Source organism: Sorangium sp. So ce295 (assembly GCF_051527405.1).
Lineage (GTDB): Bacteria > Myxococcota_A > Polyangia > Polyangiales > Polyangiaceae > Sorangium > Sorangium cellulosum_B.
Map to the genome: position 1 here is coordinate 10,024,583 of NZ_CP150324.1, position 25,780 is coordinate 10,050,362.

18 protein-coding genes and 2 pseudogenes are annotated in these 25,780 nt (G+C 68.1%); 7 read left to right on the forward strand and 13 right to left on the reverse strand.

The annotated features are described in order from the left end of the window. Positions 1–29: 29 nt before the first annotated feature. From WMF11_RS38015 to WMF11_RS38045, 7 genes are all read right to left on the reverse strand, one after another. Positions 30–1,082: a hypothetical protein gene (locus WMF11_RS38015; protein ID WP_437974261.1), complete on the reverse strand. Its 1,053-nt coding sequence runs from the start codon at positions 1,080–1,082 to the stop codon at positions 30–32. Further along, positions 1,079–2,347, reverse strand: a complete 1,269-nt coding sequence (locus tag WMF11_RS38020) for a hypothetical protein (RefSeq protein WP_437974262.1) — start codon at positions 2,345–2,347, stop codon at positions 1,079–1,081. Before WMF11_RS38020 ends, WMF11_RS38015 begins: the two co-directional genes overlap by 4 nt. A gap of 253 nt (positions 2,348–2,600) precedes the next feature. Beyond that, a complete protein-coding gene (locus WMF11_RS38025) occupies positions 2,601–3,662 on the reverse strand; it encodes a hypothetical protein (protein WP_437974263.1) in 1,062 nt (353 codons plus the stop codon). Further along, entirely contained in the window at positions 3,659–5,863 is a 2,205-nt protein-coding gene (locus tag WMF11_RS38030) for a hypothetical protein (protein WP_437974264.1), read from the reverse strand. The genes WMF11_RS38025 and WMF11_RS38030 overlap by 4 nt, the downstream gene beginning before the upstream one ends. After that, on the reverse strand, positions 5,860–7,320 hold the full coding sequence (locus tag WMF11_RS38035) for a hypothetical protein (RefSeq protein WP_437974265.1): 1,461 nt from the start codon (positions 7,318–7,320) through the stop codon (positions 5,860–5,862). Before WMF11_RS38035 ends, WMF11_RS38030 begins: the two co-directional genes overlap by 4 nt. A gap of 84 nt (positions 7,321–7,404) precedes the next feature. Continuing rightward, complete coding sequence (locus tag WMF11_RS38040) at positions 7,405–8,112, reverse strand: hypothetical protein (protein ID WP_437974266.1); 708 nt, start codon at positions 8,110–8,112, stop codon at positions 7,405–7,407. 35 nt (positions 8,113–8,147) lie between these two features. Further along, positions 8,148–9,251 (reverse strand): hypothetical protein, encoded by a 1,104-nt coding sequence (locus WMF11_RS38045; RefSeq protein ID WP_437974267.1) that lies wholly within the window; start codon positions 9,249–9,251, stop codon positions 8,148–8,150. A gap of 329 nt (positions 9,252–9,580) precedes the next feature. Between WMF11_RS38045 and WMF11_RS38050 the strand changes: the two genes are divergently transcribed. The 3 genes from WMF11_RS38050 to WMF11_RS38060 all read left to right on the forward strand — a co-directional run bounded on the left by WMF11_RS38050 (position 9,581) and on the right by WMF11_RS38060 (position 12,135). Continuing rightward, positions 9,581–9,976, forward strand: coding sequence for a transposase (locus WMF11_RS38050; RefSeq protein WP_437974268.1), 396 nt, complete (start codon positions 9,581–9,583; stop codon positions 9,974–9,976). A 141-nt stretch (positions 9,977–10,117) separates the two neighbouring features. Further along, the gene (locus WMF11_RS38055) at positions 10,118–11,482 is read left to right on the forward strand and encodes an IS110 family transposase (RefSeq protein WP_437974269.1); all 1,365 of its coding nucleotides are present in this window, start codon (positions 10,118–10,120) and stop codon (positions 11,480–11,482) included. Between the two features lie 221 nt (positions 11,483–11,703). Continuing rightward, positions 11,704–12,135 carry a hypothetical protein gene (locus tag WMF11_RS38060; RefSeq protein ID WP_437328879.1) on the forward strand — a complete coding sequence of 144 codons (432 nt, stop codon included), beginning with the start codon at positions 11,704–11,706 and terminating at the stop codon, positions 12,133–12,135. Positions 12,136–12,325: 190 nt separating this feature from the next. Here the strand turns inward: WMF11_RS38060 and WMF11_RS38065 are convergent, their stop codons facing one another. The 4 genes and pseudogenes from WMF11_RS38065 to WMF11_RS38080 form a co-directional block, all read right to left on the reverse strand. Then, on the reverse strand, positions 12,326–13,192 hold the full coding sequence (locus tag WMF11_RS38065; RefSeq protein WP_437717078.1) for a PAS domain S-box protein: 867 nt from the start codon (positions 13,190–13,192) through the stop codon (positions 12,326–12,328). A 117-nt stretch (positions 13,193–13,309) separates the two neighbouring features. Further along, positions 13,310–13,588: a hypothetical protein gene (locus WMF11_RS38070; protein WP_437328881.1), complete on the reverse strand. Its 279-nt coding sequence runs from the start codon at positions 13,586–13,588 to the stop codon at positions 13,310–13,312. A 55-nt stretch (positions 13,589–13,643) separates the two neighbouring features. After that, positions 13,644–13,931 (reverse strand): annotated as a pseudogene (locus WMF11_RS38075) (homogentisate 1,2-dioxygenase); the annotation flags it as partial. An 891-nt stretch (positions 13,932–14,822) separates the two neighbouring features. Beyond that, positions 14,823–16,496 (reverse strand): alpha/beta fold hydrolase, encoded by a 1,674-nt coding sequence (locus tag WMF11_RS38080; protein WP_437974270.1) that lies wholly within the window; start codon positions 16,494–16,496, stop codon positions 14,823–14,825. Positions 16,497–16,862: 366 nt separating this feature from the next. On the opposite strand from WMF11_RS38080, the gene WMF11_RS38085 reads away from it, so the two are divergent. After that, on the forward strand, positions 16,863–18,059 hold the full coding sequence (locus WMF11_RS38085; RefSeq protein WP_437974271.1) for a serine hydrolase domain-containing protein: 1,197 nt from the start codon (positions 16,863–16,865) through the stop codon (positions 18,057–18,059). 179 nt (positions 18,060–18,238) lie between these two features. Here the strand turns inward: WMF11_RS38085 and WMF11_RS38090 are convergent, their stop codons facing one another. Beyond that, the gene (locus WMF11_RS38090) at positions 18,239–18,388 is read right to left on the reverse strand and encodes a hypothetical protein (RefSeq protein WP_437904059.1); all 150 of its coding nucleotides are present in this window, start codon (positions 18,386–18,388) and stop codon (positions 18,239–18,241) included. A gap of 148 nt (positions 18,389–18,536) precedes the next feature. After that, a pseudogene (locus tag WMF11_RS38095) lies at positions 18,537–18,680 on the reverse strand (transposase); the annotation flags it as partial. A 309-nt stretch (positions 18,681–18,989) separates the two neighbouring features. Between WMF11_RS38095 and WMF11_RS38100 the strand changes: the two are divergent. The 3 genes from WMF11_RS38100 to WMF11_RS38110 all read left to right on the forward strand — a co-directional run bounded on the left by WMF11_RS38100 (position 18,990) and on the right by WMF11_RS38110 (position 25,694). After that, positions 18,990–21,296 carry a hypothetical protein gene (locus WMF11_RS38100; RefSeq protein WP_437974272.1) on the forward strand — a complete coding sequence of 769 codons (2,307 nt, stop codon included), beginning with the start codon at positions 18,990–18,992 and terminating at the stop codon, positions 21,294–21,296. Positions 21,297–21,313: 17 nt separating this feature from the next. Next, on the forward strand, positions 21,314–24,424 hold the full coding sequence (locus WMF11_RS38105; protein WP_437544568.1) for a zinc-dependent metalloprotease: 3,111 nt from the start codon (positions 21,314–21,316) through the stop codon (positions 24,422–24,424). Between the two features lie 397 nt (positions 24,425–24,821). Further along, positions 24,822–25,694 carry a hypothetical protein gene (locus tag WMF11_RS38110; RefSeq protein WP_437544570.1) on the forward strand — a complete coding sequence of 291 codons (873 nt, stop codon included), beginning with the start codon at positions 24,822–24,824 and terminating at the stop codon, positions 25,692–25,694. Positions 25,695–25,780: the final 86 nt, after the last annotated feature.

Here is a 25,780-nt window from a genome sequence, read left to right on the forward strand (position 1 = left end):
CCTTGGTTCACCCACATGAGGTTGCTGGGTCAGGGCATCAGGCCGAGCGAGAAGAGCGCGTCGACCCAGAGTGGCCAGAGCGAGCGGAACGGGTGGGTCGCCAGGACCACGCCGCCGCCCGCGAGGCGGCGCACGTGAAAAGGCGCGTGCTTTCGAAGGAAGCGGACGTGGGCGCGCGTGTCCGTGTGCACCTGCCACGTGGGCGGGCCTTCGCCCGTCTCCGCGATCTCGCTCGTCAGCGCCAGGATCTCTCGCGCGCGCGGCTCGGCGGCGCGCCACGCCTCGTCGGGCGCCGCCGCGGCCTCGAGCGCCTCCAGCAGGGCGGAGGGCGGCGTTGCCAGCGCCTTGAGGACGGTCTCGCGGGAGAGCGCGTGCGCGCGCTCGCTTCCGCCCTTGAGCGGGACGCGCGCCCCGGCCGGCGCGGCTTCGACCCGCGCGCGGAGCGCTTCCAGCGACAGGCCCGCGTTGCGCGATACCATCTCCTTGTCGTGGCGCTGTAGCCACGAGAGGGCGAGATCGCGCGCGATGTCTCGGGCGTCCGCGTTGTACGTCGCGCACATGCGCACCGGTGCGATCCAGTCTCCTGCGTTCGCGCATGCGCCGGTCCGGATGCGACCGCTCGCGTCCGGTGCGCAGAGGCGGAGCAGGAGGTCCTCGAGGTCGTCCCGGAGCAGGTGCCACGCGACCGCGGCCTCGGCCTCGATCGAGCGCGGGCCCCTGCCCCAGGCGAGCTCGAGGTAGGAGCAGAGAAACCTACGCTGGTCGCACGTGGCCATGTCGATGGGGCCGGCCGAGATGTCGCGGCCGGCCTCTTCCGTGTAGCAGTCGCTGCTGCAACCGAAGAGACGTTTGGAGCCGCTCAGCATCACGTCAAAGATTGCTCCACCAGAAGGACCTTCGGAGAACTCGGCGCGGATCATCGCGACGGCCTCATCCATGGAGATCGTGTGGATGAGAGTAGCGTCGTGCGACACGCCGATACGAGTCCCTGGGTATACGAGGGCGGACAGCGCGGCGAGCAACGCGTCGAGCCTCTGTGGACCATCACACCAGGCGAAGAACCACGGTCCCGAGTCGCTCATAGCTGGATCACCCGGATGGGTGTGTTGAACCCGTTCAGGGGCTCCCTCTTGCCCTTCTTCACATTGAAGAGGTACCCGTCCTTGATGCTGTAGGTATTTTCCGGGCTGAACTTGCCACCGCGCGCCATGATGAGCTCGACCTGTTCGACATCTCCGACGACCCCCCTCTGTCGCAGCCCCTCCATCCCGCTCGACAACTGCTGGATCATTTCCTTGACCTTGATTTCATTTCCCCCCTTCACCTCGCTCACGATCAGCTTCTGCCCCCGGGACACCGTCACGAAGTCCGGAGCCTTGACGCTCGCTGGCATCTTGAGCATCTCGCGCACGCCCTCGTCGCCGACGCCGAGGAGCGCCCGCCCTTCGCGGGTCATGTGGCTGATCGCCGCCTTCTCGAAGGTGTTGAACCCGGCTTCCGTGACGTGCCCTTTCAGCGTCTTGAACCCGCGGAGCCTCCATACCTCGAATCCCTTGACAACGACCTTATCGACCGCCGCGATCTCCCCAGCGATCCGGATCCCACGCGGCGGTAGCGCGCCGGCGGCAGCAACGCCGTGCCAGATGTGCCCGACCGCCCCGAGCCCGAAGCCCAGCCCCGAGAAGATCCGCTCCTCATCGCTCAACTCTCGCCCGTCCGGCAGGCACCACTCCTTGCCCGTTACGGCCTCGCACAGGTCGAGCGTCGGCCCCACCACCGGCACGAACCCGACCCCGATGCGCGTCGTCGCGTGCACCAGCGTCTGCATCACCTCCGCGTACGCCTCGAAGCCCTCGCTGACCGTCGACATCGCCCCCGCGAACGCGCTGATCGTCTGGTAGAGCTGCGTCTGCTCCAGGTCGAGCCCGTCCCCCGTCCACTGGTTCAGGCTGTCCTTCATCTGGTCCGCGAGCGCATCGAACCTCGGCTTGAGCACCGTGTCCACCTGCGCCCGCAGGTCGGCAGGCACGGGCGAGTCCTCGAACCAGTCCGACGCATCCATGAACTGCCGCACGAACCCCGTGATCCGGTTCTGCGCCTTCAGGAACGCGTTGGTCTCCGCCAGCGACACCCCCATCCGGTCGCGCAGCGCGATCTCCAGCGCCGCGCTGTTGGCCCGCCACGCCCGCACGTTCGCCACGAAGTCCGCCCGGAGGACCACCACCCGGCCGCTGACGTCCGCCTCCAGCGCCGCGAGCACCGCGTCCGCGTACGCCGCATAGGGATCCCGCCCCTCGTCGAACGCCCCCTCCACCTCCGCGATGTCGGGCACCTCGACCCACGGCACCTCGCTCTCCCCGAGCGCGTACGCCTGCGGATCGTCCGGATCCCACCCCTCGGTGATGTTCGTCGATGAAGACCGATTTGCGAGGGTAGAGGACTGTTCCGAGAGCGCGGATGCCCACCCCCGGCCCGTGCTCGGCGCTCCGCGCCTGCGCGCGGTCCGCCCCTCCCAAATCGCGCGCTCCGCGCGCTCAGGGAGGGGTACGCCGTCTGGCAAGGGCCGAAGTCCGGAGAAGGGAGAACGTGCACGACCTGCGTCAGGACATGAGGCCGAGCACGAAGAGCGCATCGGCCCAGAGCGGCCAGAGCGTGCGGTAGGGGTGGGTGGCCAGAACGACGCCGCCGCTCGGCAGGCGACGCACGTGGAAGGGGGCGTGCTCTTCGAGGAAGCGGACGTGGCCGCGCGTCGTGATGTCTGCTCGCCAGGCGGGCGGGCCCTCGCCCTCGGCGGCCTCGTCGATCTGGCGGAGCAGATCCATAATCTCCTGCGCCTGGGGCTCGGCAGCACGCCATGCGTCGTCAGGCACCGCGGCCGCCTCGAGCGCTTCGAGCAGCGTCGCCGGCGACGTTGTGAGCGCCTTCAGTACGGTCTCGCGCGAGATCGAACGCGTGAGTTCGCTACCGCCTTTCATGGGCACGCGCGCGCAGTGCGGCGTGGCGTCGACCCGCGCGTGCAGCGCCTCCAGCGAAATGCCCGCGATGCGCGAGACGCTCTCCTTGTCGTGGATGCTCACCCAGGAGAGGGCGAGGTCGCGCGCGAGTTCCGCGGCGTTCGCATTGTAGGTCGCGCACATCTCGACCGGGGCGCGCCATTCCTGGTTGATCGTGCAGGCGCCGGTCCGCACACGCCCGCTCGCATCGGGTGCGCAGAGGCGAAGCAGCAGCTCCTCGATGTCACCCTGAACCATGTGGTAGGCGACCGCGGCCTCGGCCTCCACGAAGCGCGGGCCATAGCTGCCCACGAGGATCTCAAAGGGGAAAAAATCCCACGTGCGTTCGCCCGCACTCAAGCGGAGCGGGCCCCAAGGATGGCGAAGCTCACATTCGTCGGTGTAACACTTGAGACCGAAGCCGATGACGCGCTCGGAATCGCTCAGCATCACGCCGGAGAGGACGTGAGCGTTGTTCGATCCTCCGAAGCGGCCGCGGGTCATCGCCAGCACTTCGTCCACAGAGGACGTCTTGCACCCTTCCTCGGAGCTCATCATCAGGCTGATGCGAGCTCCCGGGATGACGAGGGCCGACAGTGCCGCGGCGAATGCGTCAAGCCGTTCTGTCTCGTTACACCATGCATAGAACCAAGGTTCTGATGCGGTCATAGCCGGATCACCATGATGAATTTGTTGAAGCCTTCCAGGGTCGCTGGCTTGCCCGTTATCAAGTTGAACAGGTAACCGTCCCGAACGGTAAAATTCTGATCATCGAACTTCGCCCCCTGCTCCATGATGAGCTCGACCCGAGCCACCTCTCCATCCAGCCCCTTCTCCTTCAGCGCCTTCATCGCGTTCGAGAGCTGCGTGCGGACCCTTCCGACCTCGATTTGGCCGCCCTTCGCCTCACTGATGATGAGCTGGCCCCCCCTGGATACTGACACGAAGTCGGGCGCCAGCGCCTCGTCGCCACCGGGGCTTGAACGTTTCGGAATACCGACTACTTGACGCACGCCGTCATCGCCAACCCCGACGAGCGACCGGCCGTCGTCCACCAGGAACTTGGCCGCCTTCTTCTCGAAGATGTCCACCTTGAGCTTGGTGACCGCCCCGGTGAGCGTCTTGTACCCCCGGACGCGGTTCGTCTTCACGATCTTGGCGAAGAACTCCTCGATCTCGGCGATCTCCCCGGCGACCCGGATCGCGGCCGGCCGCAGCCCGCTGCTGGTCTTGATCACCCGCCACATCGGCCCGATCGCCGCGACCCCGAACCCCAGGCCCGAGAAGATCCGCTCCTCGTCGCTCAGCTCCTGCCCCGACGGCAGGCACCACGCCTTGCCCGTCACGGCCTCGCACAGGTCGAGCGCCGGCCCCACCACCGGCACGAACCCGACCCCGATGCGCGTCGTCGCGTGCACCAGCGTCTGCATCACCTCCGCGTACGCCTCGAAGCCCTCGCCGACCGTCGACATCGCGCCCGCGAACGCGCTGATCGTCTGGTAGAGCTGCGTCTGCTCCAGATCGAACCCGTCCCCCGTCCACAGGTTCAGGTTGTCCTTCATCTGGTCCGCGAGCGCGTCGAACCGTGGCTTCAGCACCGTGTCCACCTGCACCCGCAGATCCGGCGGGATCGGCGTCTCGATGAACCAGTCCGACGCATCCATGAACTGCCGCACGAACCCGGTGATCCGGTTCTGCGCCTTCAGGAACGCGTTGGTCTCCGCCAGCGACACGCCCATCCGGTCGCGCAACGCGATCTCGAGCGCCGCGCTGTTGGCTCGCCACGCCCTCACGTTCGCCACGAAGTCCGCCCGGAAGACCACCACCCGGCCGCTCACGTCCGCCTCCAGCGCCGCGAGCACCGCGTCCGCGTACGCCGCATAGGGATCCCGCCCCTCGTCGAACGCGCCGTCCACCTCCGCGATGTCCGGCACCTCGACCCACGGCACCTCGCTCTCCCCGAGCGCGTACGCTTGCGGGTCGTCCGGATCCCACCCCTCGGCGCGCGCGTCTTCCGTCGCCAGGTCCGCCACCTCGTCGGCCTGCGCGCCGAACTCGTCCATCAGCCGCGCGACCTCGTCCTCGAGATCGCTGACGCTCTTCTTCAGGTCGTCGACGAGCTGCTCCATCGCCGCGCGCGTCTCCGGCGCGACCGCGTCCTCGTACCGGTCCAGGATCGCCTCGAGGTCGGTCCGCGAGATCTCGTCCAGCGGCCGGCTGACCAGGTCCTTCAGCTCGGTGTCGAGCTGCTGGAGCAGGTCCAGCTTCTCCGCCAGCAGGCCCACCGCCCGTGCGTTCGCCACGAGCGCCGCGCGCTCCTTGGCGATCTCGGCCAGCAGGATCTCGATGTCGCGCGCCAGCGCCGGGTTGACCTCCGCGAGGCTCAGGTCGAGGGTCGTGGCGCCGGAGAACGCCGTCCCGCTGCGCCGCACATGGAAGAGCGGCTTGTTCAGGCCGAGCGGCTCCGAGACGAGGCTCACAAGCTCGTGCGCGTCGGTGCACCAGTCGTCACCGCCAGCGTTCCGCACACCGAAGTGGAAGTCGTTCGCTCCGAACCGGAGCAGCACCGAGTCGAACTCCGCCTCCGCCTGGTGGCTTTGCGAGCCGTCATCATGGGTCACCAGCGTGTCCGGAACCTCGTAGGTGGGGAGCGGCGAGTCGTTCACATGGAAGTACGTCCCTCCGTTGTGAGCGAGGAAAGGGGCCTCGCACGACGCGCTGGATTCCGTGCTAACCCAGTCCAGCCTGTACGGCGTGCCGGCCCACGCGAACGAGGGCGCCACCACCGCCAGCACCGCGACCAGCGCGACGAGCCTCTGGAACACTGCGGCGCTCCGGCCGCGCAGCGCAACGTCCTTGCAGCCTCTCATGTCCCCTCCGCGCCGCGCACGGCGGCGTCATACGCGATCGCGGCGCCCTTCACGTCCCCCGCGTCGAGCCTCGCCTGAGCCGCGTCGAGCTCCGCCGCGGCCATGCCCTTCTCCCGCAGCGCCGCGAGACCCGCCGCGATCTTCTGCGGCACCTCCGTCCTGAGCTCGGCCTCCGCGGCGTTGAACCTTCCTCGAAGCTCTGCGCACCCGGCCTCGCGCCAGGACGACCCCGCCGCCTCGCAGAGCGGTCGCAGCTGCGCCAGCGCCAGGAGCTCCCCGCACCGCTCGGCCAAGAGCGGCAGCCCGAGCTTCTCGCTCACCGGCGGCGCCGCCGACAGCGCCGCGACCTGCGCGCGCGCACGCTGCTCGAAGGCGTCCGACGCCTTGCGCGTCCGCGCCCCTGCGGCGGCCTCGCGCGCCCCCTCGTCCATCTGCAGCACGCGGAGCGCCTGCCGGCGCAGCGCGATGCCGCCGAGCAGCGCCGCCGCGGTCGCGTCGCTCCGGGCGACGCGACCCTTCACATAACCCAGCATCGCATTCAGCGAGCGCAGCGCGCCCGAGGTCATGTCCGGCAGCACCGCGCCGTGCGTCGCGAGCAGCTCCCTGTGCGGCGCCATTGCCTCGTCGAACGAGGCCGCGAAGACGTGGAGCGTCGCCGACCACCCCAGGATCTCCGCGGTGAGCTCGCCGGGCGAGCGGCTCGCCTCGCGCGCCGTCGCGAGCACGGCCTGCTCCACGCCGTCGAGGCCGTCGATGTCCGACCGAGACGCCTGCGCCGAGAGCGCTGCGTACGTCGCCGTCTCCGCCGCCTCGGTCGCGCGGTACGCGGCGAAGCGCGCCGCGACGCCCGCGTATTTCGATCGCAGCGGCGCGACGTCGCTCCGGGCCTGGTCGAAGACCGCCTGCACGGCCGCCATGGCCTGCCTGTCGGCCGCGAGCGCGGCGGCGAGCGGCTCCCGCTCGGCGCTGGCCTTATCGATCATTGCTTTCTTGAAGTTGCCCGGGGCGTCGACCGGCGCCTCCGCGAGCAGCACCCTCTGGCGGTCTCTCGCCTCGTCGAGCAGCCGCGCGAGCTTGCCCGCGAGCGTCGCCCGCAAGGACTCGGCGTTCCTCGCGTCGTCGCGCACGTACGCGATCGCCTCGTCGATGTGGCCGAACCAGATGTCGAGCGAGGTTTCGCTCGCGACGATCTCCTCCGGCGTCTTGTTGTTCGGCCAGGTGGCCCACACCTCAATGGGCAGCGCGCCGTCCTTCTCGGCCTGGGCCCATGCGGCGCCCGGCCCCTGATTCTCGCCCACGCAGTGCTCCTCGCCGCCCACCGCCGCCGCGCAGAAGCTCCCGAATGTGTCGTCCCCGAACTTCCACAAGCACCCGGCCCCTGCCGCGCCGAGCGCCAGGGCGGCCACAGCGACCGCAAGGATCGTCCTCCATCGCCCCGGTCTGGATCTTTCGCCCATGCTCATTGCCTCCACCCCGCGATTTTTCTCTCTCGCGCACGCTCGCCCGCACGTTTTCCAGAAGCAAGCGTCCCCACCAAAGTGCTAGGACATTGCTCGGCCGTGGATCGACCCCCCGGCGACAGTGGCGGCAGAGCACGCGTCCCCACCGTATAGGCCGTCGGGGCCAGTCGCTGCTCGGTTCGGGTACTCCCACTCCTCCCCATCGCTGCCCCGCCACCCAAGGGAAGCGCGAAGCTCGCTCCGGACGAACTCCACTGCCGCGCCTGACCGAACGAGCACCCCGACATGGGTTCCGCTGAGGAGGGTCATGTGGTCGATCGTCGAGACTCCATCCGCGGTCCCGGTGTCGCCCGCGCCCGCTGGCTCGACGATCATCACGATGCGCCTGCCGTCGCGGGGAACGATCTTGGTCGTGTCGTCCGGCCGGCGTGCCCATCCGAGGACTTGGAAGCCTCCATAGATATCCACGCCGGAGGGCAGCGTGACGGACTCGTCAAAGCCGTCGTTGGTTACGAACACGCGACCGCGCCCGGTGCGTGCGAGCTCGATCCCGCGCTGCACCGAACGAACTGGCCTGTCCTTCGTGCCGGGGTTCGCGTCGTCACCGCCGAAAAACGGGCCATTGACGAACACACCGCAGCCATCGATCACCTGACCCCCGGCAAGCTGCTCGATGCATACCGGCTCTGGGACCGGCTCGCTGGGCGTGTTCACCGCTGGCGCGGTGCCGCAACCGGCAGCGACGAGCGGGAGAACAAGGAGCTGGAAGATCGTGGAACTTGACATCATCGGCACTCCTCGACGGCCGCGCCACCGTGAGCGACTCAACGGGGCAGCTCGTTTGCCGCACCGAAACGATAGATTGGACCCAACGGGCCGAACCGGCCTTTGCCCACCTCGTCGTCTAGGCTGGCGTTTCCTGCGGGACCACCTTCTCCGGCGTTCCCGATCTCGATGGTCGTGCCGGGCAGGAGGGCCAGATTGGGGACCACGTACGCGATGCCGACGGAAGCGCCGCCGAGCCCACCACCGGCATCACCGCCGCGGCCGCCGGTCCCTCCGTCGCCGCCGTCACACGCTTTCCACATGCCAGTAGTACCATAACCCAAGCCCCCTTGGCCTCCCGGTTGACCCATACCGCCTAGTTGGCCCGTTCCGCCCACCCCGCCCCTGCCGCCGTTGCCCGCGACAACCAGCGTCGCCGCGAGTTCCAGCTTGGTGTCCTCCAGTGCGACGATGGCGATGCTCGCGCCGCCATAGCCGCCACCCTTGCCGCCGTCGCCGCCGCAGCCCCCGCTTCCCCCCGAGCCGCCGGCCGCACCACGTTGAGGGCGGCTTGTCGGACATGCATAATACATGGGCCCGCGCGACTTGCTGCCACCTCCGCCGCCCCCTCCTTGGCCGGCGCCGCCCTTCTTTCCGTCTTCACCTCGGACGCCGATCCATCCATCGATGTTGAGGTACCCTTCACCCGTCGCGCCGCCGCCGCGACCACGGTCGGCGCCCTCCGCGCCGTCTGTCCCGTCTTCGCACCTCATGCTGTTGGCCCCGGTTCCTCCAAGGCCTTTGCCCTCGGGATTTTCCGCGGGCTCGGGCTGTCCTCGCGTGCCATCGCCACCGCCGTTAAGCCCGCCGTCGCCGCCGTATCCGCCCGTCGACTCGATGCCGTCGTCGCACATGTTGGCCACCGGAAGGGCGCCCACGGCGGCGTCCGTGGTGCAGGCGTCCACGCCGTCGTTCCCCACCAGGCCGTCCGGCGCCCGCTCGGTGTCCGCGTCCTCTCCCGGCTCCCCGTCTTTGCCGTCGCCCGCGAGAATGACGCTCTCCCGCACGCTCGCCCTGGCCCCCGTGCTCAGAACCATCCCGATCGACGACTTGCCATCGCGCGCCGAGGCGTCCGCCGCCACGACGCGCACGCCGGCGATCACCGACGTCGCGTCGTTCCCCGCGAGCGCCGCCCCCTCCTCCCCGAGGATCCGCAGCGGGATCCCCCTCGGCGGCGCGATGATCGTCGGGTGATCCGGCCCTTCGAATGAGCCCTCGTACGACCAATCCCCGCCGTCACAGCGACGCCCTCCCCAGAGGCCCTCTGTGCCAACGTCGGGTGAGACAGGCTCCCCCTGGAAATCTGTGGTGAGAGGGCGGAGAATGGACCTGACCCGTGCCGAAGCCTTCCCATCTCCGATCCGTCGATCCTACCCCCGCCCCAGCGGCGCAGGGCGCTGCTCCACGCCCGAGTGGCGCCGCCGTCGAGACTGTGCCGAAGCCGGGCAAGAGGCGGAAGTTCTCGGCGGCGGAGAAGCTGCGCATCGTTCGCGAGGCGGCCGCATGCACCCAGCGCGGCGACATCGAGGCGCTGCTGCGCCGCGAGGGCATCTACAGCTCCCTCCTGACGGCGTGGCGCAAGCAGCTCGCCCTCCACGGCAGCGAGGCTCTCGCGGGGCGCAAGCCCGGCCGCAAGCCGAAGCAGGACGCCGAGGACCGGCGCATCGCCGAGCTCGAGAAGCGCTCCGCGCGGCTCGAGGAGAAGCTCGCGCTCGCTGAGAAGCTCATCGATCTCCAAAAAAACCATCTAGGGCGGCGCCCCACCTGTAGACGAGAAGCTCAAGTACGCATAAGGCTGTCGGCGGGCTCGGAAGGGAGCGGCCGGTAACTTTTTGGCGACCTCAATCCCGTAAAAAAACATGGTCCAGGGACTGCTATGGACTTGGCAGTGGTGACGCTTCGCGCGATCCCGTTTAGGAAAGTGTTCAGACGTGCACTCCCACCTTCCGACCCACTTGTGGAGGCACTCATGGCGAGCAACAAAACCAAGGGGACTCGCACGCCGGCAGCGCTGACCCCGATCCATCGTCGGGCCGCTGGCATCGACATCGGATCGAGGTTCCATCTGGTGGCCGTTCCACCAGACCTCGACGCGGAGCCCGTCCGGTCGTTCAGGAGCTTCACCGCCGACCTGAACCAGTTGGCCGACTGGCTCGTGAGCCTGGGCATCACCACCGTTGCCATGGAATCGACAGGAATTTATTGGGTTCCGGTATTTGAAATCCTGGAGGCGCGCGGTCTCGAGGTCGTGCTCGTCAACGCGCGCGACGCAAAGAACGTGCCGGGTCGCAAGACGGACGTGAACGATGCGCAGTGGATCCAGCAATTGCACAGCTATGGCCTGCTGCGAGCGAGCTTCCGTCCTGGCGCGGCGATCGTCGCGCTTCGTGCCTACCTCCGGCATCGTGAACGGCTGATCGAGTACGCCGCGTCGCACGCGCAGCACATGCAGAAGGCGCTGATGCAGATGAACCTGCAGTTGCACCATGTGGTCAGTGATATCACGGGCGTCACCGGCCTGAAGATCTTGCGGGCGATTATTGGTGGGGAGCGTGATCCCGAAGTGCTGGCGGCTCACCGTGACGTGCGCTGCAAAGCATCGGTCGAGACGATCTGCGAGGCGATGACGGGCAATTACCGGCCGGAGCACGTCTTCGCTCTTCGGCAGGCTGTCGAGCTCTACGACGCCTACCAAGCCAAATTGCAGGACTGCGATGCCGAGATCGAGCGAACCGTTCGCGCGTTGCCACAGAAGGAGACTGCCGCGCCACCACCTCGTCCACGCTCACGCAAGGTCCAGAGGAATGAACCGCGTTTCGACGTCCATGCCCTGCTGCATGCGATGCTCGGCGTCGACCTGACACAGATCAACGGCCTCGGCCCGTCTTCGGCGCTGCGGATCGTGGCGGAGTGCGGTATCGACATGACGCGCTGGCCGACCGTAAAGCACTTCACGTCGTGGTTGACGCTCGCACCGGGCACCAAGATTTCGGGCGGCAAGGTACTCAGCTCCCGCACGCGCCCATCGGCGAATCGTGCAGCGGCCATGCTGCGCCTTGCAGCGGTCTCGGTGAGTCGAACGAGCACAGGGCTCGGGGCGTTCTTCCGGCGACTCGCCGCGCGTATCGGCAAAGCGAAGGCCATAACGGCCACGGCCCGCAAGATCGCCGTACTTTTCTACAACACCCTGCGGCACGGCTCGGCCTACGTCGACCCGGGCGCGAACGACTACGAAGAGCGCTACCGGCAACGATCGATCGCCAATCTCCGCCGACGGGCGGATGCGCTGGGCCTGACGCTCGTCGAGGGACAGGTTGCGGCAGGAGCTTCTTAGGAACGCGTTCCGCAACGTCAAGATTCCCGGAGCCGTTCCTGGCTCGTGCAGTCCGACTGTACGAAATCATTGACAGAACGGGCCTTGTGCGATCAGGCAGGTCTTCCACGCCTGAAACACCTGGGATTACCGCGACGTCGCACCAAGCGGAAGGCATGTTACCGTACGACTGTACCCTACTGGCTCGACAAAGTACCCGAATTTCTGGGAAGATAGACCCTATGGGGAAGAACCTGACCTGGAAGACTCAGGACCGTCTCTCCGTGGTCGTGCACAACGAGTGTGCGCCCACGGATCTTGAGTGGAACATCTATCTCAATCACGTGCGTGAGAACGTGAACATTCCCAATCTGAGGGTCTTGGTGTGGACCGATGGTGGATCCCCTGATGGGCGGCAGCGTAAGGCCATGGAGGTGGTGGCACGTCAGGGCTATCCCAACCCTCCGCCGCTCGCGGTGGTGACTCAGAGCATCGTCGTGCGGGCGGTGATGAAGCTCGCGTCCATCTTCAATCCGCATATCCGCTGCTACTCCCCCGATCAGATCTCCTTGGCGTATATGTATCTGGGGCTCACTCCGGCCGAGCGCGACCTCGCCTCCCAGCTCATGAGGGAGCTCAGAGGGGAATTACGCAGCACGAGGATCGCGTCATGAGTCCTCGTACTGCCAACGAGCCATGTTGCCGCGGCAGGCGCGGGAGCCATGGCGCTCCGACGCCACCTCTTGCCTCGACACCCACACGCTCGAAGTGATCGAGGCCGTTGAGCAGCACCTCCGGTGGTATCGACTCGATGCGAGGCGCTGGGGGGCTCGGCCTGCGACGGAGCTGGCGCCTGAGCGCGGGTCAGCGCCGACGCAGGGCGTCGGCGACGCCCTGCTGCAGGGTGCCGCACGTCGTGATCCCGGTCAGATCCATGCCGGCGCGGACGATGTGCTGGGCGACCTCCGGGCGGATCCCGGTGAGGATCGCCCGCGCCCCGAGGAGGCGGACGGCCCGCGTGGCGCGCAGCAAGGCGTCGGCGACCTGCTCGTCCACGTCGGGCACGCCCGTGATGTCCAGGATGGCGACCCGCGCGCGCCTCTCGGCGACGCCGCGCGAGAGGACCTCGATCACGGCGCTCGCCCGCTCCGGGCTCACCGCGCCGATGAGCGGGAGGATCAGCGTGTCGTCGGTGATCGGCAGCAGCGGCGTCGAGAGCTGCGCCACCATCGCCTGCTGGGCGAGGAGCGCTTCCCGCTGCACGAGCGCGACGCGGGTCGCCTCCTCCGCCCGCCTCCGGTCGGTGATGTCCCGGATGATCGAGACCCTCACCGACCGGCCCTGATAGGGGACCTTCCGGCCGCGGACCTCCGCGAAGAACCGGGAGCCGTCTTTCCGGAGGATGTGGTGCTCGTACGTCACCTCGCTCCCGGAGCGGACGTGATCGATCACGATGTGCCGGTCCTCGGGCGCCGCGAAATCCAGGGCGCTCCGGCCGATCATCTCGTGGGCCTGATACCCCATGAGATCCTCGACGCGAGCGTTCACCTCGACGAGGATCCCCTGCTCGCTGATGGCGATGACGTCCGGCGAGGCGTCCACGAAGCGGGACAGCCGCTGCTCGGTCTCCGCCAGCCGCGCCACGGTCTGCTGGTGCTCCGCGAGCGACCGCGTCAGCTCGTCGACGCGACGCCGCAGCTCCTCCGCGTTCTCCCGTGCATCGTGTTCCATCGTCTTCGTAACCCGGACTGTCCCGCCGCCCCTCGCTCCGGCCTCGCGCGCTCGGCGAGCAGGCGCCGGCGACCACGCAGCCCGGCGCTGGCCACGGGAGGGGCGAGCGGATCGAGGCTACAGGCAACGCAGGACGTTGTCGCGCACGAGCTGCCAGATGGTCTCGGGGATGTGGCCCAGCCAGCAGACGTCGCGCTCGACCGGCGCCTCGGCGTCGTCGAGCGGGTCGTCGGGGCTGTAGGCGAGCCGCCACAGCCGCTCCCTCACCGAGCCGTTCCGCTCGATCACGAAGCGCTGGACGAGCTTCGTCGCCAGCTCCTCGCCCTCGACGTCGAGCAGCAACGAGGGCGGCGCCACCTCGATCTCGCCCGCGCCGCGCAGCGGCTGGAGCCGCACGTACGCCCCCTTCGTGAGCTCTCCTTCGTCCGGCGGCTCGAACCCCGCCGCGCGGTCATGCGCTGCCGGGCCCCGATCCTGGACTTGCGATGAAGCTGTCCTGGTAGCCCGGGTCCTCCACCTCGATGGCGTCTGCGGTGGCCGAGAGCGGGCGGATCGTGTCGAGCATGACCGCGAGCTCGCTCGTCCCGCGGCTCCCCAGGCTCGCCTCGTACGCGCCCGGGTGCGGCCCGTGTGGAACGCCCGCGGGGTGGTGGGAGATGCTGCCGGGGCCGACGCCGCGCCGCGAGGTGAAGTCAGCGCTGCAATACAGGATGACCTTGTCGCAGTCGACGGACAGGTGGTGCTTGCGCGTAGGCAAATCAAGCCGGATCGCAGCGCGAGGAAGCGTAGCGCGGCAGAGCGAAAGGGTGGGACCGCGAGCATCGTGATGGCAGGGCGCGGTCCGATGCGCTTGCGCGCCAACGTGGGCGACTCGCCGAGGCGAGCACGCCCGCGTACTTGACGGTGGGACAGCGCGGCGGCGGGACGCTGGCCGCGAGGCGGCACAGGAGCGAGAGCGGATCCATGTCCACCGCGACAGTCCCGTCAGCGAAGGCGCGCTTGCGCGAGAGCTGCACCAGGCCGTCCTGCTGGCTCGGTCACGGCGAGCTCCCCAAGCCCGGGGCTTGGCCCTTGGGCCCGGGTTGGGCCCATCCCTCCCGAGGGTGTGCGATCCGTCGTCACGCCCTCCCAAAATCCCCGGGGAAGCGACGGATTGCGACGGTTCGCCCCCGCGGAATCGTCCCGCCAGGAATTCCCGGTCGGAGAGGAGCGAGCGCTGCAAAGCTTAACGATTCAGGTCTATTTCGTCGGTTTCGCCGCCGAGGGCGGCTCCGACGTGGCCCAACGCGGGCCTGACGGGCCGCCCTCCGCCGCCGCGTCGGCCGCTGTCGAGCGGCCCGCGGCATCATCGGTCGGGGTCGGCGTCTGACGCGACGGCGCGGCGCCGAAGGAGCCGCCTGCGCTCGCCGCCCCGGCATCGCGGCGGCCGCTCTCCTGTGGACGCTCAGCCGGCTCGAGGCGATCCGCGAGACGGGCGCCGCCGGGCCCGGCGAGCCGCGCGCGCAGATGGACGCGATGGCCGCCGCGGCGACTGGCCAAACGCCGGCGCGGCTCGCCATCCGGCCTTGAAGAGGCCGGCCGCGCAATCGCCTGCCGGCGCTCGCTTCTTTTCGTTCATGGGATGTACGGGTCAGCGCTCGACGCGGAGGCTCCTTTCACGCGCGAGGCGCGCGAGGGACGCCCAGTCGACCGGCGCCACCTTCCTCGGCGCGGGGGCGCGCGAAGCCGTGTTCTCCCACATATCCTTCGTGCCGAAGAGCATCTCGGCGACCGCCGGATCCTCGTCCCACGTGACGGGCACGAGGTCGTCGAGGCAGGTCGTGTCGACAGGGGCCTCCGGATCCGCGATGAACTTCGCCATCATCTGCGTGCCGCAGGGCGCCGCATCGGCGGTCTTCACGGGGGACTCCATCGTGACCACGTGCGGGCTCCAGGGCACCGCCACGAACGTCTGGTGGGGCGCGGTCAGCCTGTCGGCCACCAGCGCCGCCGGGCCGACGGGCGTCTGCGGGTCGAGCAGGCCGTTCATCGCCAGGATGGGCGCGGAGGAGCGCGGCCATTCGTTCCAGAACTGGTCGTGCGGATATCGCGGCCAGGCATCGTAGAGATGGCCGATCTCCAGCGCTGCCCCCGGGCAGAAGTGCTGCGCATCGCAGCGCGCCTGGAGCTCGGCCGAGGTCGGGGCCGGTTCCTCCCACAGCTCGGAGAGGGCCACGTGCGTCGCCAGGACGGCCGATTCCCGCGGCTCGCCGCCGTCGGCCTGCGAGGAGGATCCGCGCAGCGCCTGCATGTACTGGCCGACCACCTGCACGTCGCCCGCCTCGCAGCGGTCGATGCGGTAAGCGAGCGGGAAGAGGTGCGTCCGCAGGCTGCGCATCTGCGCGAAGGCCGGGGCGATCGACGCGAACAGCGCGACGTCGGCGCCGAGCTCCGAGCAGTGCCCCTTCGTGAGCTTGCCGAAGAGCGCGTCGAGCTTCGCCCAGGGATCGGGCCCGAGCTTCGCCCCGCAGACCGGATCGGCGGCGCAGATCGCGGACATGTCCTTTATCACGGGATCGAACTGCGTATCGTACAAGGACAGGTACTGCGCGCCCGGCGATACGATCGAGTCGAGGATCACGGCGTCGACCGCCTCGGGGTATTTCTGCAAGAAACGCAGCGCGCGCGCCGTCCCGTACGAGGCGCCGTAAAGGATCACCTTCTTGCCGTGCTCGCGCGTCCGCTCGATGAGGCGCGCGAGATCGTCGGCGTCGGCTGACGTCGTGAAGTGCGCGAGATCGTCGCCCCGCTGCGCCTTCAACGCCTGGATGCAGGCGGGCCACTCGCTCGCGCTGATCTCCGCCCCGTCCTCCGAGCTCGGGTCCTCCTGGACCGGGCATTCGAGGCGGCTCGAGAGCCCGACGCCGCGGTGCTCGAGCACGTACCAGTCCACGTCAGGCATCACGCGCTCCCATAGCTGCTCGATGAAGCCCGTGAACATGTTGCCGGAGTCGCCGGGGCCGCCTTGCAGGAGCCAGACCTGCGCCTTCGCCGCGCCGCCCGGCGCGAGGTGACGCGAGACGAAGACGGGCAGCGTCTCGCCGTCAGGCTTCGATGGATCGAGCGGCAGGGCGACCGTGGCGCACTCGGAGATGAAGTCGCTTGGGCAGCTTCCCCATTCGACCGCCGAGCTGCCGCCCGAGGCTCCATCGCCGTTCGTGCCAGGGCTGGCCTGGCCATCGCCGCCGGAGCAGCCCGCAGCGAACGCCGTGAGCCCGAGCACCACGGGGAGGAGCCCTACCCGAACGACAGTCTGTGTGATCATCTTCGTTGACCTCGCAATCGCCGGAACGGCCAAAGGCTGAACGGCGCGAGTTCTGCGGTGGCAAGGACCACGGCGCCGGCGGCGTCGACGAGTGTGCCGGTGTCGAGCGCCGTCCTGTGTGTTCCCGCTCGGCCTGTTTCTGTTCAACGCCGGCCTCACTTTCCGTGGTGGCAGAGGTGTACAGGGAGCCATCCTCGCCACCGAGCCACGTGTCGAGGTACCGGTTCCACTCCTCGCTGCGCTGCTCCGGGCGCCCGCAGGATCGCGTAGCGGCCCGCAGCGCGCCAACCACCTGCGCGACGGGGCGACATCGAGGAAATCGTGAAAACCGTTAAACGGAACCAGGCCGATGGGGAACACACGGACATGGCACTCAACAAGCTCTCCATTCCGCTCTTCTGCGTGGCATCTCTCGTCGCGGGTTGCCCGAGCAACTCTTCCGAGGAGGGCGACGCGACGTACGACGAGCTGCTCCAGGAGGGGGTGGACAGGATTCAAGCGGGCGGCATTGTCGCCGCACATGCGGAAATGCTCGAAGGCGACCGACGGTTCCGCGCCCGCAGCGGCGTGGCGCAGCTCAACAGCGAGACGCCGGTCGACTTCGACAGCTACTTCCGGATGGGCAGCAACACCAAGACGTTCGTCGCCGTCGTCGTGCTGCAGCTCGCCGGTGAGGGAGCGCTGTCGCTGGACGACACGGTCGAGCAGTGGCTGCCCGGCGTCGTGTCGGGCAACGGCAATGACGGCTCGCTGATCACGATCCGCCAGCTACTTCAGCACACGAGCGGTATCTACAACTATATCGGTCCGGCCGAGCCGGACGGCCCGGATCCGCAGCCGGCCCTGGCCGTGCTGCGCTCCGCCGAAGAGTACATGCAGCATCGGCTCGACCACATGGACGCGGAAGAACTCGTGGCGCTCGCCATGGACCACAAGCCGAGCTTCGATCCGGGGATGCAGTGGGCCTACTCCAACACGAACTACGTGCTCGCCGGCATGATCATCGAGCGTGCCACCGGAAACCCCTGGAGCGAGGAGGTCGAGGCGCGCATCCTCGATCCGCTCGGCCTCGACCACACGTTCGATCCCGGCGATGAGCCTGATCTGCCTGCCCCGCACGCCGTGGCATACCAGCAGTACGAGGTCGACGGGCCGCTCATCGACGTCACGGTCGCGAACCATACCATGGCCGGCGCCGCCGGCTCCCTCGTCACGACCACCGCGGATCTCGCGAAGTTCTGGCGGGCGCTGACCGAAGGAGCGCTGCTCGAGCCGGAGCAGATGGCAGAGCTCCACGAGACGGTCCCGGCGCCTGACTTCGACCCGATCGCGCCCGGCACCGATTATGGCCTCGGCATCATGTGGATCCCGACCAGCTGCGGTGGAGGGTACTGGAGCCACGCCGGAGGCACGCTCGGGTACTCGACCCGGAACGCCGCGAGCGACGACGGTTCTCGCGTCATCGTGATGTCGCTGTCGACGTCGACCGACGACCCCGAGGCCGCGTACGCCACGATCATCGATACCTTCAAGATCATCGATCAGCTCATGTGCGCCGATTGAGCGTGAGCCCGGCGCGGGAGACGCGGCCGCCCCGGTGAGGCCCGTAGCGGCGCCGAGGTTCGAGCGGTTTGAGGTCGCGCCGATCATGGTCTGCTGCAGCTATGTTCGGAGCCGGGCGCCGGGATCACGGAATCGTGAGCCGATGCGAGCGGCGGGCTCGACGTTCGGCCCGAGCTTGCTCACCCCTCCGGTGCCACCGGCAGCCCGAGCAGCCGACCGATCGTCTCGAGAACGACCCGGGCCGCCACCTCGTCCCCGAGGGCGACGGCGCGGCTCAGGGTGCTGGCGAGCGAGGCGACCACCGCAGCCCGACGCGACGGCTCGATCACGGCGAGGTCCCCAGGCCCGGGGCTTGGCCGCTGGGCCCGGGTTGTGAGAGCCGCCGTCCCGGTGCTCATCTCCCCAGACAGCTCGCTGCCCTGCGCCTCACGCCGCCACAATCTTCGTGCGTGCCACCTCGATCGCGGCGGCGGCGTGACACGCAGCCATCAAGCCGAAGTGTCGGATCTTCACGAAGCGATGAGGCAGCACGTGCAGCAGGAAGCGACGCAGAAACTCCTCTGCGGAGAGCGTCACGGTCTCGTCTCCGCGGGTCCGGAAGCACACGCCGCGCTCATCCATCCAAGGAGCCGCCTTCACGCCACAGCCTGCGGGGCGGACCGTCAGGGAATTAACACCGCTCCTCGCCCCTGAGTCCACCCGCCAGAATGTTAACGCATCTGGTCCGCCCTAGCCAAAATTCCTCTCCTGCTAAACCATGGCAGCTTTACCAAACTTGACGATTTCCCTCGTGAAACCGTGGGGAAACCGATGCGACGGCGAGAACCGTGCGAATCGATGGGAGAGCAAACTTCCCGTGTCCACATGGGGTGACGCCTGTGATACAGGGGTACGAGTTTGTTCGACGTGGGTAAGCCCACGGAGGTTGGAATGCGCGCATTCAAGTGCTCGATGTTTCTTGCCCTGCTCGCGGCCGCGGGTTGCGAGGATGGGCCGGCTCAGGTGTTTCGGCCGATAAACACCGATCCCCCCGCAAAGTCGGGGGATCCGTGGACACAGCCGGGCTCGCGGGATTTCGGATCGAAGACGAGCGGCGACAGCCAGGGCCGAGCTCGCTTCTGCGACGAGGCCAAGACATCGGCGCTCGTCGAGGGCCTCGTCAGCAAGCCGATCATCCCGGACGTGGGAATCGCCGGCATGCGCCTCTGGGGCGACGACGGCAAGCAGCTCCGCGCGGACGAGCTCGTCGGGCTGCCCGAGGACGGCAAGTTCTGCGACCCGACCAGCGTCTACTCCAACGCCTTCACGTGGGGCCCGACGGACGAGATCATCGTGTTCTTCAACGAGGAGACGCGGCTCGTCGAGGCCATGATGGCGTATCAGTCGTACCTCGGCTCGATGGAAGGTCAGGTCAAGATCGGGAACAAGGCGGAGGACGTCGTCGTCAAGCCGCGCGAGCGGATCCAGATCGGCGTCAAGGAGCTCGACCAGTACACGGGGCGAGACCAGCAGGGCGAGCGCACGAACTCGTGGCTCAACGACGCCAACATCACGAAGATTTACGGGATGATCCGGCAGCAGTTCTTCGGCTCGGATCCGCTCCCCGAGGGGTTCAACTGCGTCGAGGCGGCGCTGTGCGACGTCATCTACACCGCCGCGGACGAGTCGGTGCCTCAGGACACGTTCCTCGACTTCCAGGACTCGGGCGTCCAGCTCCGGTTCACGCCGGAGGGGCAGGTCACCTTCGTGTACCTCCAGCCGGTGCGCATCGCCCAGTTCGAGGTCGCGGGCGGGCTCACCATGGGCGACGCGGCGCTGGCGCCGGCGTACACGAGCACGTCGCGCGACGAGTGCGTGGTTGGCCTGAACAGCGACGTCACATGGCAGTCGTTCCGGTCGCGCTGCATCGATAGCGAGCGCGAGCTCTCGCGCGCGAACCTCGACGTCTATACGCAGCGCGACGCGGTCTCGGTCGAGTTCAACGGCATCACCTACGACTTCCTCCGCGATACGACGAAGTCCGACGTTTTCCACAACGGCGAGGCCCCGGTCGACTCCGACGTCCTCTTCGGGATGACGTTCACGCGCTCGCTGCAGGCGCCCGTGGCGCAGTTCGTGCCGGAGGCGCTCGCGGCCCAGTACAAGACCCGCCTCGAGGCGCGGCTCATCGCCGCGGTCGATCCGGAGCACGCGGCCACGCACCCCATCTCGAGCTTCGCCGTGACCGTCCCGGCGTCGCTCTCGACCACGCCGCAGCGCATCGGCGCGCTCGCGTACGAGGGGGGCGAGAGCTGGGTCGGCGACGTCGTCGCGGAGGTCCGCGACATCTATGGCCGCCTGTCCCCGGCGGAGCGCGCGGCGGTAGACCCGCGCGTCGCGGACCCCGTGTTCCTGATCGAGCCGTTCGTCGACGCGGTGCTCGACGCGTTCAGCTTCGGCGCCGCGGCCGCGCCGGACGCGTTCAAGGTCTTTCGCACCACGGACGACGAGCGCTGGTCGATCGGCTTCGGCCACTTCCTCCAGGGCGACGTACCCTACCGGCTCACCGTCCAGTACAGCCTGAACTTCGGCGCGGTCACCGCGGTGACGGTCGAGCGCGGTCAGAGCCAGATCGATCGGGTGTTGCACAGCGTCAGCGACGCTGTCTTCGGTCAGCCCTACTACCACTTCCAAATGTCCTCGGCGCAGCTCGCCGAACAGAACCCCTACGCGCTCGGGTCGTCCGGGGCCATCGAGGTCGGAGAGGCCGATCGCGGGCTCCGCACGCTGGACGTCACTCTCCTTTCGGTCAACGCGGCGGGAGAGGTGGAGCCCGTGCAGATGACCGTCCCCGGCGAGCACATGGACGATCGCGCCGGCTTCCTCCGGCAGATCCGCGGCGAGCGCTCCGAGTTCGTGCCCGCGCACGAGATCCGGCTCGCGGGCAAGGAGACGCAGCTCCTCGTCCACGCGGCCCCGGACGCGTCGGGCGCCCTCCAGCTGCTCCGCGTGGAGCAGTCGACCTACAAGGGGAAGGCGCGGCTGTGCAGCGGGCTCGACGTCGCATACGGCGACGACGTGCGCCGCAAGGTCGAGGCGTGGCATCAAGGTGTGAGCGCGGAGGAGTACCAGGGCTGCGAGCTCGTCTTCAACTACTCGGAGGACGGCAACATCCTGCTCAGCGTCGCGTCCCTCAAGAACCGTGTGTCCGTGGGTGTGGTGGCCGAGCGCGCTGTCAGCGCGGCGACGTGGCTGTGAAGGAGAACGGTGGCGTCATGAAGGTGAAGTCTTGTTTGCTCATGCTCGCGGGGTTCTACGCGGCGGGCTGCGTCGATCATCGTCCCGTCCGCAACGGCCTCGTCAACGAGTCCATCTACGTCGAGAAGGCGGCGCTCACCGAGCCGGCCGAGGGCCGCGACGACGCGTGGCTCTACAAGGTGACCGTGGTGGAAGCGAGCTCGCCGAACGTCCTCGGCGACTACGCCTTCCCCGGCATGGAGAGCGATCTCTACGCCGTGAACTTCCGCTTCACGGAGGACAAGCTGCAGGTCCTCGACGGGCGCAGGCTCCAGCCGGACGACCCGGAGGACCCGAACGACGACACGTCCACGCGCGCCGAGCGCGTGGTGATGGAGTTCGAGGGGGAGCACGTCGACGTGAAGCTGCGAGAGAACCTCGACGGCGAGCGGACGAACTACCTCGAAGAGAACACCGAGGAGCGCTGGCAGCGTCGCCAGAAATTCAAGGTGGACTTCGAGACGGCGTCGATGGACCCGATCACGGCGATGGCCTGGTATTACGGCGACTACCTCACCGAGTGCGCGCGTCCGACGAGCGTGAACCTGGTCGACGACACGTACCAGTGGGAGCCCGACGACGACTACCTGAGCTTCGTGCTCGAGGCGAACTACGCGGTCACCACCGAGGGCGGCTGCTACGACCTCGTCTCGCTCGCGACGGGCACGGGCACGGTCACGATCCGGTACCGCCTGTCGTTCTGGCGGCCGCCGGTGTCGGAGTACAAACCCGAGGTCGTGGCGGAGAAGGACCCCGTCAACAAGAAGTACGGGGCGTTCCAGCAGCTCAGCCTCTACCGCGACCCGGTGACGGGCCTGCTCGACGCGAAGAGCCTGCTCAAGCGCTTCGATCCGAACCGTGAGGAGCCCGTTGTCTACTACTTCCACCCGGGCTTCCCGCCGAAGTTCAAGCCGATGTTCGACGAGATCGAGGAGGAGACGAACGAGGTGCTCGCGGAGTCCGGGGCGCGCCTGCGGGTCGACTTCCGCGACCACGACGACGGCGGCGTCGAGCGTGAGTTCGGCGATCTCCGGTACTCGTTCGTGGCGTGGCACCAGGACATCGACAGCACCCGGGGTCTGCTCGGCTATGGCCCGTCGACGGCGCAGCCGCGCACGGGCGAGACGATCTCGGCGAACGTCAACCTCTACAACGTCGGCCTCGACTACTACCGGTACCTCATCGACGAGTTCCTCACCTACAGCGGCGCGGAGCAGCCGGATCTCGAGAGCTCCTGCGAGCCGGGCGAGCGCGCCGCGAAAGCGGCGCCGTCGGCGCGCCTGCGGAGCGCGCTCTTCACCGAGATGCGCCGCGTGATGGACCTGCCCGATCCGGGGCCGGACGACGAGCCTGCGGAGCTCTTCCTGCCGACGCCGGCGCGGGGGCGTGACGCGTTCCTCGCGGACTACCACCGGATGCTCCCCGAGTACCGTTACGTGCGGCCCGAGTGGAACCAGTACGTCTATATGCAGAGCCGGACGCCGATCGCGAACTTCCAGGAGCGCATGGCGGTCGAGCGCCAGTTCGACGAGACCATGCACTCGATCCTCATGAACGAGAACCCGTACGGCCCCGTGGGGCTCTACGGCCGCGACGGCATCGAGGCGCAGAACGACTTCGCGGACGAGATGCGCCGGTTCCGCCGCAACCACGACGAGCTCGAGGCGGATCGCGAGGACCTGCTCGCGCGGAAAAACATCTACGTCTTCAACGCGCAGGACGCGATCAGCGCGGTCGCGAACGGCGCGCGCGTCTGCAAGGACGACGGTACATGGGAGACGGACGCCGAGTTCACGGAGCGCGTCATCGAGGACGTGGTCGCCCACGTCGCGATCCACGAGTTCGGCCACACGCTCGGGCTGCGCCACAACTTCTACGGGAGCGTGGACGCGAAGCACATGGAGGGCACCGAGCTCTCGTCCTCCGTCATGGACTACGTGCAGGCGTACCAGGAGGCGGGCTCGCAGCACGGCTGGGGCGGCTACGACCGCGCCGCGCTCACGTGGATCTACGGCACCGAGGAGAAGCGCGACGAGGTGATGGCGCACGACTACCTCTACTGCACCGACGAGCACCGCTACCGCTCGCCGCTCTGCACGGCGCACGACCTCGGCATCACCCCTTCGCAGATCGTGCTCAACTCCATCGAGCGTTACGACTGGCTCTACAACATCAGGAACCGTCGCGCGTACCGCACGTTCTGGGACACGAGCGCGTACACCGGCACGGTCTACAACGACATCTTCTCGCTGCAGCGCATGTGGTACCTCGGGATCTTCGACTGGGCGGGCGGCGGCGTGCAGCAGACGCTGAAGAGCCTGGATCAGGTGACGCCTGGCCGGAAGGTGCTGACCGATGAGGAGTACGACGCGATCTCGGTCGATTTCTACGACGACATCTCGTCCGCGATCGACCTCACGATGGCGTTCTACGACGCGATCATCAACCAGCCGGCGAGCCAGCGCAATTACCAGACGGAGTTCGATCCCTTCTTCGGCGACGTGCTCCGGCTCGGCATCGTTGTCGACAAGCTGTACGCGTCTTATGCCTTCATGGATCTCCAGGACGTCTACAACTACAACCCGAACGTCTCGACCTACGTCTCGATGTACGACGCGCCGTTCGGTGAGCGCAACGCGGCGCTGTCGCAGCGCGTGCTCGACAACATGCTGGGCGCGAGCTACGACACATTCCCCTGGTTCCGCTTCCTCGCGGTGAACCTCTTCGCGTCGGCGACGAACACGAACCTGGTCGACAACCTGTCGCTGAAGGAGCGCATCGCGATCCAGCGCTTCGAGAACCAGGAGGAGTTCGAGCTTGTCTACGGCGCCGAGGCGCTCGCCGAGGCGACGAGCCCGGACAACCCGGCGCAGCTCTTCGTTCACGACGGCGAGCAGTTCTCCTACGCGTTCCTGCCCGACCAGGGCTGGCACCTCGTGGCGAGCCGCTCCAGGAGCCCGGTGAGCTTCCAGTTCATGAAGGACTACAACGAGGATCTCAACGCGGGGCGCCCGGGCGATCTGGACAACTATGGCCTGAAGATCCTGCTTGCCTACTACGAGTACTACAACAACTTCACCGGGTTCTGACGTGAAGCGAGCAGCAAGCACCCTGTTCGCGCTGCTGGGGGGGTCGCTCATGGCGACGCTTCCGGCGGCGGCCCAGACGCTGAACCCAACGCCCTCGGTGGCACCGGCTCCGTCAGCCGCACCGGCTCCGTCGGCTGCACCGGTTCCGTCGGCTGCACCGGTTCCGCCGGCTGCACCGGCTCCGCCGGCTGCACCGGCTCCGCCGGCTGCACCGGTTCCGCCGGCTGCACCGGTTCCCGCTGGCGCGGCCGCCGCAGACGCGGCCGTCCCCCCCGCGACCGCGCCCGCCGCGGACACGGCCGCATCCGCTGCGGCCACGACTGCGCCCGCCGCGGACACAGCCGCACCCCCCGCGGCCAAACCCACCGCGGCCACGACCACACCCGTCGTGGTCACCATGGGCTTAGCGCCGGCTCACCCCCAGAAGGACGAGGTCTCGGACGGGGAGGGCCAGGCGAAGGACGAGCGCTGGTATCACGTCTCCGGGAAGGTGCAGTACCGGCAGACGGTGGTGAGCGACGACGATCCGGCCAACGACCGGTTCATGGTCTATAGCCTGATGGGCGCGGTCGATATCCCCAGGGTGAAGGGGCTGACGGGCTGGCTGACCCTGGAGGTCTTGCAGAGGACGTGGAGCGCTGAAGAGGGCGAGTCGGGGCTGTTCTTCCAGGACATGTCCCTGGGTGGCACGTACGAGCACAAGCTCGAGGTGCTGCCGAAGGGGAAGCCCTGGTTCTCCTTCGAGCACTCGCTCGGGGTGTACCTCCCGACATCGCGGTTGAGCCAGGCGCGCGACATGATTCTCACACCGGAGCTCCTGTCGCTCGGCCGGGTCCACACGACACTGCACAACCTCGTCGCAGGGATCAGCTTGCTCGGGCAGTGGCGGTACCACCGCTACGCCGAGCGCGCCGGACCCGAGGGGACGATGAACACCAAGTTCGTCGTCGCCCCCGGCCTGTTCCTCGAGGAGGCGATCTTCAAGGACAAGCCGTACGGCAAGCTCGACGTCCGCTTCAGCCTGGCCCGCTACTGGGCGGTCCGCTACGCATCGCGCGAGGACTACGCGTCCGAGGCGAGCGACGAGCGGTACGTCGCGAACGCGTATTCGTGGTCGATGGCGATGACCTACTCGCCCATCAAGTACGCATCGGCCAGGATCGGCCTGGAGCACAACGCCCCGATGATCCGCGGCGACGGCGCCATGAACGCCGACGTCTTCAACCGCAACGACACCCAGATCTCGCTCGCGGTCACCGGCAAGTACTGACCTGCCCCCCGTATAGCAGCTGGACAATCCGCACGTGGCCGAGGGCAGTCGCCTGCGCAAGGCGCTGAGCTACCTATGGCGTCTCA